General features: G+C 45.5%; 11 protein-coding genes and 1 pseudogene. All 12 read left to right on the top strand.

The window, feature by feature from the left end; translation table 11 throughout:
• Positions 1 to 298: 298 nt before the first annotated feature.
• The gene (gene mfd, locus AC1U9U_RS12660) at positions 299 to 3,844 is read left to right on the top strand and encodes a transcription-repair coupling factor (protein ID WP_479960926.1); all 3,546 of its coding nucleotides are present in this window, start codon (positions 299 to 301) and stop codon (positions 3,842 to 3,844) included.
• Between the two features lie 38 nt (positions 3,845 to 3,882).
• Entirely contained in the window at positions 3,883 to 4,836 is a 954-nt protein-coding gene (locus AC1U9U_RS12655; protein WP_479960924.1) for a peptidylprolyl isomerase, read from the top strand.
• 376 nt (positions 4,837 to 5,212) lie between these two features.
• The gene (spoVT, locus tag AC1U9U_RS12650) at positions 5,213 to 5,755 is read left to right on the top strand and encodes a stage V sporulation protein T (protein WP_479960923.1); all 543 of its coding nucleotides are present in this window, start codon (positions 5,213 to 5,215) and stop codon (positions 5,753 to 5,755) included.
• A gap of 115 nt (positions 5,756 to 5,870) precedes the next feature.
• Positions 5,871 to 7,334, top strand: a complete 1,464-nt coding sequence (gene yabN / locus AC1U9U_RS12645; protein ID WP_479960922.1) for a bifunctional methyltransferase/pyrophosphohydrolase YabN — start codon at positions 5,871 to 5,873, stop codon at positions 7,332 to 7,334.
• Positions 7,335 to 7,409: 75 nt separating this feature from the next.
• Entirely contained in the window at positions 7,410 to 7,682 is a 273-nt protein-coding gene (locus AC1U9U_RS12640; RefSeq protein WP_479960921.1) for an HU family DNA-binding protein, read from the top strand.
• A gap of 66 nt (positions 7,683 to 7,748) precedes the next feature.
• Positions 7,749 to 8,018: an RNA-binding S4 domain-containing protein gene (locus tag AC1U9U_RS12635; protein ID WP_479960920.1), complete on the top strand. Its 270-nt coding sequence runs from the start codon at positions 7,749 to 7,751 to the stop codon at positions 8,016 to 8,018.
• Between the two features lie 261 nt (positions 8,019 to 8,279).
• Positions 8,280 to 8,549: a sporulation protein YabP gene (gene yabP, locus AC1U9U_RS12630; protein WP_479960919.1), complete on the top strand. Its 270-nt coding sequence runs from the start codon at positions 8,280 to 8,282 to the stop codon at positions 8,547 to 8,549.
• A gap of 20 nt (positions 8,550 to 8,569) precedes the next feature.
• Positions 8,570 to 9,100: a spore cortex biosynthesis protein YabQ gene (yabQ, locus tag AC1U9U_RS12625; RefSeq protein WP_479960925.1), complete on the top strand. Its 531-nt coding sequence runs from the start codon at positions 8,570 to 8,572 to the stop codon at positions 9,098 to 9,100.
• 189 nt (positions 9,101 to 9,289) lie between these two features.
• Positions 9,290 to 9,529 carry a sigma factor-like helix-turn-helix DNA-binding protein gene (locus AC1U9U_RS12620; protein ID WP_479960918.1) on the top strand — a complete coding sequence of 80 codons (240 nt, stop codon included), beginning with the start codon at positions 9,290 to 9,292 and terminating at the stop codon, positions 9,527 to 9,529.
• The gene (locus AC1U9U_RS12615; RefSeq protein WP_479960917.1) at positions 9,504 to 9,824 is read left to right on the top strand and encodes an FtsB family cell division protein; all 321 of its coding nucleotides are present in this window, start codon (positions 9,504 to 9,506) and stop codon (positions 9,822 to 9,824) included. Before AC1U9U_RS12620 ends, AC1U9U_RS12615 begins: the two co-directional genes overlap by 26 nt.
• A 122-nt stretch (positions 9,825 to 9,946) precedes the next feature.
• Positions 9,947 to 10,333 (top strand): S1 RNA-binding domain-containing protein, encoded by a 387-nt coding sequence (locus AC1U9U_RS12610; protein ID WP_479960916.1) that lies wholly within the window; start codon positions 9,947 to 9,949, stop codon positions 10,331 to 10,333.
• 327 nt (positions 10,334 to 10,660) lie between these two features.
• A pseudogene (locus AC1U9U_RS12605) lies at positions 10,661 to 12,028 on the top strand (SpoIIE family protein phosphatase); the annotation flags it as partial.

The raw sequence follows: 12,028 nt of genomic DNA, 5'->3' as shown, positions 1-12,028 counted from the left end.
CGGAGCGGCCCGACTCTATAATAAATATCATTGGGAATGTGGCCTATGCACTCTGCCCGGATTGTATGAGTGAACTGGAAGTAGGAGAAAATAGCATACTTAACTAGCGATGAGGGTTTGTAAAGCTGGTCAGGGTTGTACACTCTTGCACATACAAGATCCGTCCCTTTGCCCAAGACCATATATGTGTTATAAGAAGCACATATGCGTTAATAAGGGTGACATAGACATATTTAGAACTAGGCACTAATGGGGGTCCCTTTTGGCGGACGTCCATGGTTTTGCGTTGCCTGAAAGGATGAATTTTTTGAAGACTCTTAGCCACTATTTGCGCCTGGGCTTCGATATCGAGGCGGTAGAAAAAGCGATTGCCCGGCGGGAATGGCCGCAAATGATCTATAACTTAACTGGAAGTCAGAAGCCGGCCTTTACAGCTCAGCTAATCAAGCGGGGGAAGCCGGGCTTGATCCTTACTTATTCCGAGGAGCTTGCGCAAAAGTGGGTCAATGATCTGCGTTCTTGGCTGCCCGAAGAAGATATTTTATATTTTCCGGCTACGGAGTGGCTGCCTTTTGAGGTTCTCGGGAAAAGCCGGGAGACGACCATCGAGAGAATTCGGGTTCTTAACCGTTTGGCAGAGGATAATAATTGTACTGTGGTTGCCACGGTACTGGCAGTGGAGCAGCGGATGTTTTCCCCTACCCGTTGGCAGGAATATATCCTGGAGATAAAGGAAGGGACAGCTTATGATCTCCAGGAGCTTACTCAGAAATTGGTGACAGCCGGTTATGAGCGGCTGGATGTGGTGGATGGAAAAGGGCAGTTTGCGATCCGGGGCGGAATTATGGATATAGCTCCCCTGGATGGGGAGCCCTTGCGGATAGAGTTTTTTGACGATGAAGTAGACTCGATACGGGTCTTTGACATGGAGACTCAGAAATCTACAGAGACCTTAAAAAGTGTAAAGATACCTCCGGCGGTGGAGGTGGTAATTAGTCCCGAGGAAATTGAGAAGCTGGGTTGGGAAGTCCGGGCCCAGGCTAGGAAGGTTGCGGGACGTTTAAATCGGAGCAGTCGTTTTGAGTTGGCCGAGCAGGTTATGAAGCAAGCTCAGAAGATCGAGGAGCGGCTAAAGACGGGCAGATTGGATGAGAGTATCTACCCCTTTCTTAGCCTTCTTTCTGAGCCCTTAGAGCCATTTTTCTCTTTACTTTCCGGAGATCGTTATGTGATCTTAGATGAACCTTTGCGGCTAAAGGAACAGTTAGAATTCCAACAGAAAGGAAAAATGGAGGAATATACGGAGGCTTTAGCAAAAGGTCGGGAGTTTATTAGTCCGGAAGACCGATTTGTAACTTATGAGCAACTTCTCCAATATGGGGAGGCACGCCCCTTTCTTTTGCTTTCCACTTTGCCCCGTCAAATTCCCGGTATAGCACCGAGGGGAATTTTTAATCTAAATGCCCGGCCCTTGACCGGTTTTATGGGTAAGACAGGGGTTTTGGCAGATGAGATCGATCACTGGCAGAAAACCGGGTACATCGTCTCGCTCTTTGTCGGGGATGAGGAGCATGCGGAAAGGATGCTGCAGGGTCTTAAGGACCGGGGGGCTCTGGCCAAGAGGCATGAGCTTAGGGAGCCTGTTCAAGAGGGCGGGGTATATGTCTATGCTTCCTCTCTTGACCAAGGCTTCGAGCTTCCTTTAGGTAAGTTAATAGTCTTAAGTGAGTCCGAGATCTATAAACGGGAACGGAAAGCGACCGTTAAGCGGAAAAAAGCTCCTGAAAAAACCGGCCATCGACTGCAATTCAATGATCTTAAGCCGGGAGACTTTGTGGTTCATGTCCATCATGGTATTGGTCAGTTTATCGGGATTGAGCGGATCGCTGTGGGTGGAACAGAAAAGGATTTTTTTGCGGTAAAGTACGCCGGGCAGGATAAACTCTATGTACCTTTGGACCAATTGAACCTTCTGCAAAAATACTTGGGCAGTGATGCCGAAACTTTGCCCAAGCTATATAAGCTGGGTGGTTCCGAGTGGAAAAAGGTAAAATCTAAGGCCAAAAATGCCATTAAGGAAATGGCCTTTGACTTGGTTAAGCTCTATGCTCAGCGGGAGGCGTCGAAGGGTTATGCTTTCTCTCCTGATAATGTCTGGCAGCAGGAATTTGAAGAGAAATTTCCCTACCAGGAAACTCCTGACCAAATGCAGTGTATTATCGAGGTAAAGCAGGATATGATGCGGTCACGCCCCATGGATCGCCTCCTCTGCGGTGATGTGGGTTATGGCAAGACCGAGGTGGCTTTGCGGGCGGCCTTTAAGGCGGTTATGGACAGCAAACAGGTAGCCGTCCTCGTTCCTACTACGATCCTTGCTCAGCAGCATTTTAACACCTTTCAGGAGCGGTTTATGGGTTATCCGGTGAGCATTCAGATGCTCAGCCGCTTTCGCTCGGCGAAAGAGCAGAAGTTGATCATTCAGGGGCTAAAGGAAGGGTCCATAGATGTTGTGGTGGGGACTCATAAGCTGGTCTCCGATGCGGTCAAGTTTAAAGACTTGGGGCTGTTAATAATTGATGAAGAGCAGCGCTTTGGGGTGGCTCATAAAGAAAAACTCAAGACCTTAAAAGCCAATGTAGATGTCTTAACCCTTTCCGCCACACCGATTCCCCGTACTTTGCATATGAGTTTGGTGGGGGTTCGGGACATGAGTGTCATTGAGACGCCGCCGGAAGACCGGTTCCCTGTTCAGACCTATGTGGCCGAATTTCGCCCCGAGGTGGTGCGGGAGGCAATAAGGCGGGAGATTCAACGGGGTGGGCAGGTCTTTTATGTCCACAACCGGGTGGAGGATATGGAGCAGGTGGTCCATTTCCTTAGCCAGTTGGTCCCCGAGGCCCGCTATGGGATTGCTCACGGGCAGATGGGTGAAAAAGAGTTGGAACAAGAGATGCTGGCTTTTCTCGAGCATGAAAGCGATGTTTTAGTGTGTACCACGATCATTGAAACCGGCTTGGATATGCCCAATGTAAATACTCTGATTATCGATGAGTCCGATCGTTTAGGGCTGGGACAGCTTTATCAGCTGCGGGGCCGGGTGGGGCGGTCCAATCGAAGGGCCTATTCCTATTTCTTATATAAACCTCAAAAGGTTTTGACAGAAGTGGCGGAGAAGCGTCTAGCGGCGATCCGGGAATTTACCGAGTTTGGTTCCGGTCTCAAAATCGCCATGCGGGATTTGGAGATTCGGGGCGCAGGCAACTTAATTGGGGCCCAGCAGCACGGGCATTTAGCTGCCTTGGGATTTGAGCTTTATAGCCAGATGCTTAAGGAAGCTGTACAGGAGATCAAGGGTGAAAAGGTTGAGGAAAAGATCGAAACCAGTATCGAGGTTCAGGTGGATGCTTATCTACCGGATCATTATGTAGGAGAACGTCAGCTGAAAGCTGCTCTCTATCAACGCATGATTTCCATTGACAACGAAGAGGAATTAAGCCTCATGATTGACGAACTCATTGACCGTTTTGGTACTCCTCCTCGGGAAGTGGAGAACCTTTTGAAGATTGTCAGGATTAAATGGGTTGCCGCCGGCCTAAAAATTGAGCAGATTCAACAAATCAAGCAACAGTTTATGTTCCGATTCGCCGGAGATCCGGGCATTTCGGGAGAAATGCTGATGAATATGGCCTCTCAATCACCTTATCCTATATCCTTTGGTACTACCGGGAACGGCAACCTGGAGATTAAGGCTCGCTTGCGCTCGGTGGCCCAAGAGGAGATTCTGGAAGCAATATTTAAAATATTAATGGTATTTAATAGCATTGCTTCAAAATCTGCATCCTGATATAATTGCATTTAGTGGACACGAAAGGGTGTGTAAAAATGAGGATTCTTTTCCGGAATGGATTGGTTGCCGGATTGTTGGTTTTGGCAGTAGGATTAACAGGATGCTCTTCTTTGGGCGGGGACCAATGGGTTGCCAAAGCAAATGGGGAAATAATTACTAAAGCCGATTTTGAAAATCGAGTGGCCAATGTGCAAAAATCCTACGAAGGCATGGGTATGAATTTCGGCACAGATCAAGGAAAACAGGCTCTTGAAGAGATTAAGGGACAGATTCTTGAAGGTATGATTGCATCTAAGCTGGTCATGCAGGAGTCCAAAAGGCTTAATCTGGATCCAAATGACCCCGCAGTATTGGAACAAGAAACGAATATCAAGCAAATGGTGGGAGATGAAACCCAATATCAGGAATGGCTTAAGCAACAAGCTATGACCGATGAGGAAGTAAGAAATTATTTTGCTTTGTCCGCTGAAGTCACCAAAGATGTGACTGTTACAGAAGAACAAAAGAAAACCTTCTTTGATAATCATCAAGACCTCTATGGGGGTTCCGGTGAGCAGGTTAAAGCTCGCCATATCTTGGTAGGGACTGAGGAAGAGGCAAAAGATATTATTGCCAAGTTGCAGGGCGGAGCGGATTTTGCGGGGCTGGCTAAGGAGAAATCTACTGATGAAGGTTCTAAAGAATCCGGCGGCGACTTAGGATATTTCGGCAAGGGGAGAATGGTCCCTGAATTTGAGGAAGCTGCTTTTGCCCAAAAAGTGGGGACCTATACCACCACACCGGTTAAGTCTCAATTTGGTTATCATATTATTTTAGTGGAAGAGCATAAGCCGGCTGTTAAAGCCGACTATGAAAAGGTAAAGGATCAAGTCGCAAAGGATGCTTTAGCCGATGCTAAAGCGCAAAAATTCGAGACCTATTTTACAGATCTGCGGGCGAAGGCCGAAGGAAATATTGAGTACGGAGATAAATTTAAGCCGGCTGCTTAAGGCTGTAATATTGATAATGAAAAGGAAGATTTACTCATGGGGAAGATCTACTCATGGGTAAGTCTTCTTTTTTGTTAACTGAAAATATAACTCTGCCTAAACTTTCCTTTATCCAATTTAGTAACATCATGGAAAAAAATGAATAATAGAGAATGACCAGATATATACTATCTATGAAGTTAAAGACAACGCAAAAGTTTCCACAGGCAGGACGGTCTTTACTTAGCTATTCAGAAAGCATAAGTCCGTGGGTATATAGGGGTAACCAATGACTTTGCTTAGGGGTTTACTTTAACAATTACTCGGTTGGTCTTGCTGTGTCTGTAACGACCCCTAAATAGGTGGCTCGTAAATGACTAAAGGAGGAAGAGTGTCAATGAAAGCAACAGGCATCGTTAGAAGAATTGATGATCTTGGTCGTGTTGTTATTCCAAAAGAAATACGTCGGACACTTCGGATTCGGGAGGGAGATCCCTTAGAAATCTTCGTCGACCGCGAAGGAGAAGTGATCCTTAAGAAGTACTCTCCCATCGGCGAATTGGGTGATTTCGCCAAGGAGTATGCGGATTCCCTCTATGAGGCGACCGGTCATATTGCGTGTATCGCTGATCGGGATGTAATTATCGCTGTTTCGGGGGCTTCCAAAAAGGAGTACTTAAATAAACCGATTTGGTCTAGCATTGATCAAGCAATGGCGGAACGTAAAACTGTCCAGTTTAAATCGGGGGAGGGCAAGGTGGACGAGGATGATGAACATAGCAAGCTGACCAATCAAGTAGTAGCACCGGTCATTGCCGAGGGCGACCCGATTGGGGCGGTAATCCTCATGTCCAAGGATCCCAATGTGAAGATGGGTGAGCTGGAATTAAAATTGGTGGAGACGGCTGCCGGTTTTCTAGCTAAGCAAATGGAACAATAATCTCCGATGAGGTAAAAGTGGAGCGGCTTTAAGCCGCTTCAGTTTTTTTTCGGGCTTTTCTAAGTTGTTCTTAGGAGACATTAGTTGTGGTAAACTATTCCCGGGAGGGATGTCAATGAGTAGTGTATTGCATGTAGTAGGGTTAGGTCCGGCAGGATTGGAGTCCATGACCATTGGTGATTATCGAATTATCAAGAGTGCTAAGCGTCTTTTTTTTCGAACTGTGAACCATCCTTGTGCCCAAGATTTGCTTGCGGAAGGAGTCTGCGGGGAGTCTTTTGATGACCTCTATGAGCGGGAGGAATCCTTTGAAAAGGTCTATGAAGGGATTGTCGGCCGTTTAGAGAGGGAGTGTGGCGAATACCCCGAGCTTGTATATGCAGTTCCAGGCCATCCCTCAGTGGCTGAGCGGAGTGTACAAATGCTTGTGGACAAGCTTTCCGGGCGCTTTGAGGTGGTAGTTCATCCGGCCTTAAGCTTTCTTGATCCGCTTTTTTCCGCCTTGGCAATGGATCCGGTAGAGGGATTTCTACTGCGCAATTATGATGCACTCAAGGGAAGTGATATAACCGGCAAGGAATGGTTGGTAATTCCCCAGGTCTATGATGGGCTGGTTGCTTCTAATGTGAAGCTCGACTTAATGGAAATCTATCCCGATGAAGCAGAGGTATTTGTAGTCCAAGCTCTAGGGACTAAGGAACAGAAAGTATTTAAGTGCCAACTCTATGAGTTGGATCATCGGGATTTTGATCATTTGACAACAGTGGTTGTTCCTCCTCATAGTAAGGGCATATCCATGACTAAGCTTTTAGACATTATGAGCACTTTGCGCAGCCCTCAGGGTTGTCCATGGGACCAGGAACAGACCCACATTTCGCTAAAACCTTATTTAATCGAAGAAAGTTATGAAGTTCTTGAAGCCATCGAGACCCAAGATATGTATAATTTGGCTGAAGAATTGGGAGACTTATTATTACAAATAGTATTTCACGCACAGGTGGCAGAAGAAGCGGGAGAATTTGCCTTTCAAGACGTCTTAAGGGGAATTATCGAAAAGATGATCCGCCGCCATCCCCATGTATTTGGGGATATTCAGGTAAAAGATTCTGATGAGGTTTTAAAGAATTGGGATCAGATTAAAAAGGAGGAAAAGGGTGATCAAGGGGAGGCAGGGTTATTCAATTTTCCTCAAGGGCTACCGGCTTTAATGCTGGCGGCAAAGACCCAAAAGAAAGTGGCTAAATATGGTTTTGATTGGCCTGATTTTGAAGGTCCATTGGCTAAGGTGTATGAGGAATTGAGGGAATTGGAAGAGGCAATGGCTGAGGAGAAGGGAATTGAAGAGGAATTCGGGGATACGCTTTTTGCCCTGGTTAATCTATCCCGATTTCTTAAGCTTGATCCGGAAGATTCCCTGCGCAAGACGGTTCAAAAGTTCCAGAGGCGCTTTCAGGTAATGGAGAAGCTGGCCCAGTCGGAGGGGGCGAAATTGCAGGATTTAACCTTGGAAAAGATGGATAATTATTGGGAATTAGCAAAAATTGAAGAAAAAAATAAGGAGATTGGCGACAATCCATAAATAAAAGCAGGAGTTTGGGTATTTATCGCGAAAATATAACGCTGAAACTCAATACATATTTGGGAGGGAATCGTTTTGAATAAGGCTGATTTAGTGGCTGCAGTAGCAGAGAAAGCCGAAGTATCAAAAAAGGACGCTGAAAAAGCAGTAAACGCAGTATTTGCTTCGATCGAAGAGGCGTTGGCAAAAAACGAAAAGGTACAGTTGGTCGGTTTTGGGACTTTCGAGGTTAAAGATCGCGCTGAGCGTACCGGAAGAAATCCTCAAACCAAAGAAGCTATCGTCATTCCTGCTTCTAGAGTTCCGGGATTTAAAGCCGGAAAAGCTTTAAAGGATGCTGTTCAGTAATAAGAATAAAGGAAAAGTTAGTCAGGTCCTTCTGGGGGCCTGATTTTCTCTATAAGGGGATTGGTCATGCGGATTGATAAGTATCTAAAAGTTTCCCGGTTGATTAAAAGAAGGACCGTAGCTAAGGATATCTGCGAAGGAGAGAAAATCCGGATTAATGGGCGGATTGCCAAGCCTTCGGCAGAGGTTAAGCCTGGAGATATAGTAACTCTTGAGATGGCCCGACATCTTTTGGAAGTACGGGTTCTTACTACGCCCAACAGTGTAAAAGCCACTGAGGCCCACTTGCTTTATGAAGTCCTTAAGGACGAAAAACGAGGCTCTTATGAGGAGTAAGTGAAACAAGGGGACAGGTACAGTGTTTCACTTCGATATTTGCCTGGAAACAAGGAGAAAGGAAAAGGTGTCGCTATAGTTTTATAAAGTATCGTGACAAGGTTTCTCTTCCTTATGTGAGGAAGGAAGAATGCCTTGTCTTTTTTTGTTGCCTTTTTTGAAACAGAGAACCTGTCCCCCTGTTTCAGATTATTCGTATTCTAAAACTGCCCCCTTGGGAATATGGTTTAAGAAGAAAAGTAAAAGGGGGGGCTGGGAAGCATGGAAAAGAATTCATCAATGCACCGGCTGGCCATGGATAATCGGCAATTTCTTTCATTAACGGGGGTATCAAAGGTACGGTCCTTTGATACCAAGGAGATTATGTTGGAGACTATCCAAGGGGTAATGAGCATTAAGGGAGAGAAACTAGGAATTAAGCATCTTGATCTTAAGGCCGGAGAGGTGCAGATTGAAGGGCAGATTGATTCCTTGGTCTATCCCCGTAATTCCGGAGCGGGACAAAATATTTGGGCGAAAGTCTTTCGTTGATGTGCCTTAATGTGTCTTGAATCGGATGGAAGGGAGGGAGGAGAATTTCTGACTTTGAAGCCTTATTCTGGGTTGTTTTGGCGGGGGCTGCGGTAGGCTTTGTTTTTGATTTTTACCGTTCCCTGCATAAATGGTTGGGATGGGGAAAAATCATTACCATTGTTGGAGATTTAATCTTCTCTGCTGTGGCCTTGGGGATTTTTTATCGCTTTTTCCTAAAAGCCAATCATTTGGATTTTCGCTTTTATATTCTTTGGGGAAGCGTCCTGGGGCTTTTCCTCTATATGCGGATTTTCAGTCCTATAGTCCTTTGGTTTTTCTTTAAGTGCTACAAATTGATTGCCAATTTATTAAGGTTGATTCTCAAAATACTCAGCTTACCAATTAAGGCCCTGATAATATTGATGGGTCCTCCCTATGCAATTTTGCGCTGGTTTAGTTTGCTGGTGTTTCGCGTAGCTGAGGCCTTATGGGGGGAGCCGGTGGTAAAAATGCGTAAGCGGATGCTGAATTTTTGGGACCAGTTCTTTCCGCCTAGGACCAATGGGTAAAATTAACAAAAGAGGATTGCTTAAAGGGGTGGGCATCTGTATAATAGGAGATGTCCACAGTTTGTAGTTCCTTTGTCCAGGGTTTGTCCATAATATGTCCACAGCTTACCCACAGTTTGTGGATAACTTCCTTGGCTGTGGATAACTTGGCTCCGTAGCTGTAGAAATAAGCATAAGTTGGTGTAGATAGTGCATTTAGAGATTCGGGGTTTGGAAAAGCTTAGCTTTAGGGAGCGTCAGGCAGTTATTTTAAAGGAAAGTGGCAAAACCCAAGAACAGATTGCGAAAAAATTACATCTTAGCCAAAGTTCCGTGGCAACTTTACTTAATCGGGCCAAAGGGAAGGGCTATGAGATAGTCTGTATTATTCCGGAGGCTGAATTTGGTCTAGGAGGGTTAGATTTTGACGAAGAGGAATCCGACAACTAAAGTGTCCCGACCCAAGACCAGAAAGCGTCCTTTGCGGCCGATTAGATCGCTGTTTGCCTTGTTTTTGGCAATTGCTTTTCTAAGCTCGGCTTATCAGCTTTATGAATTGCGTCAACAGGTTAATCAGAGTATTGCTCAATTAGGTAAACAGAAACAAAGTCTTGTGGATGAACAAAAACGTCTTGAAGAGGAAATTTTGCAGCTCAACACACCTAGCTATGTTGAACAACTAGCCAGGGAACAATTAGGGTTAGTCCGTAAAGGTGAAATTCGCATTGCACCCAAAACGGAATAAAATACTTCTGCAAAGTAAGAAAATGTCAGGAAACTCCCGGGCTGTTATCTTGACAGTCCTCTCTACTGACAGATATAATAAAAATAATGACTTAAAACATCACAAGGAGGAGTTAGCTTCGTATGGCCATTGCGGTTGGCACTATTATTGAGGGTGTGGTTACGGGTATCACGAATTTCGGTGCTTTTGTGGAATTACCTGAAAAGGTTACCGGACTTGTGCATATCTCAGAGGTTGCAGATGCTTATGTCAAGGATGTAAGGGATTATCTAAAGGAACAGGATCGTGTTAAGGTTAAGGTAATTCACGTAGATGAAAAAGGGAAAATTGGACTATCGATTAAACAGGCTAATCCGAGCCCGAGAAGTAATACGCGGGAACGTCGCCAGCCAACCGTATCATTTGAGGACAAATTAGCCAAGTTTATTAAGGATAGCGATGAAAGGCAGCTGGAATTCCGCCGCGCCACTGAATCCAAGCGTGGGGGAAGAGGATCGAGCCGCTACTAAAAGCTTTTATTTTCATAGAGGTTTTGGACCGCCGCATGGCGGTCTTTTAGTATGTTATAAGGCTTAAAAGTAAGACACTTTTCAGGTCGGTAATAAGGTTTTAAGGATGAAGATACTTCACGATGTTCAGCAGGTTACTTGGTACACTACGGATGGCTCAAAAAATATTAATAAATGGATGTAAGGATATAACGTAGATTCCTGGAGAATGGACGAGAAAAGTTGAGGATTAGCACGAGAATCAGGAAAAGAGTCGAAATTTACTGAGAATAACTTCCTTCCCTAGACAAGCTTTGCCAAAGCCATAGGTTATAATGTTGGTATTATATGGTAAGAGGTGACATTATGGCACAGTGGGCAACGTTGAAACCTAAGCAAGGTCTGCGGAGGGAAAAGTTTACTCTGGAAGGGCACTTTTGGCCTTTTTTATTAGGAATGCTGATTGCTCGAGGAAGTATCTTGGGATTATATCCTTTTGGGATAGGTTTCGGAGCTGCTTTGATGCTTTATGGACGCAAAGGCGTACTTACGGGGCTAATCGGCTTGACTCTGGGTATAGCTTCCTTGTTCGTGCAAGATTTAGGGTCTGCTTTGGAGATTTTACTTACTTTATTGATCTTAAGTCTTTTTGTTCCGCGGCTGCGGGACAGTAAGCGGGAAGGCATATATCTTGGTTTGGCCACGGCCATAGTCACGGGGGTGGTTTCCTTTGCGGTTATGAGTCTTGGTCAGTCCGGGGTTATGATGGGACCCAAGGCAATCTTAGTTAGTATTTTGAATGGTGGCTTAGCGGTTGTCTTCTGGTATGCTATGCGCTATCAAGAGGCTATCTGGCGGGGGAACTTTACACGTGAACAAGGGATTGCTTGGCTGGTTATCCTGGTTGGAGTACTGAGCGGGTTACAGGGTGTGGTTTTTAGGGAGGTAAACTTTTCCGTTGTCTTAACGAGCTTTTTCATTTTGTTAATTGCCGGGCGCTTTGGTGCCGGTACCGCTGCCGGGGTCGGGGCACTTTTAGGCTTTGTTCCTCAACTGGAATTCAATCCCCAAAATCTGATGGCGGCGGGTATTTATGGTCTGGCCGGTTTTGGTACCGGAGCTTTCCAAAAGCTGGGCAAGTTCGGGTTGGGTATTGCTTTTATGAGCATTACCTTCATGTTCACAGTTTATATGCAACCCGAAGTGCTTTATTCTCAACTTTTGTCTTCGGGAATTGGCCTTTTGCTCTTTTTGCTTTTTCCAAGCTCCTCTCCTCAGAGTGATTTTCTTAAGGACAAGCCCATGCCGGAAGTTGAGTCTACTGTAACCAAAGTTAAGACAGTGGCGGAGATTTTTGACCAGATTGCTTACAGTGCTCAAGCTGCTGAGGCGGAAGTAGGGAAATCCAAACCGGAGATCCCGGAGCTGATGAATGTACTGGTAGAACGGGTCTGTAAAAATTGCCCTACTATTGATACTTGTTGGACGAGGGAGTTTTATCGAACCTACCATCTGCTCTTCAATCTTTTTGAAATGGTGGAACGGGAGGGGGAAATCAACACCCAGAATCTCCCGGTGGAATGGAAACGCCATTGTGGGAAAATGAAAGAGATGCTCCTGGGAGTGCAATTCATAATGGAGCATGAGAAAAGCATTGAGTCTTGGCGGTCGCGTCTCACAACCAATCAAGAAGCACTCGCCCGTCAATTTCAAAGC

Source organism: Desulfitobacterium sp. (genome assembly GCF_982384815.1).
This window is presented reverse-complemented; position numbering and strand designations above follow the sequence as displayed.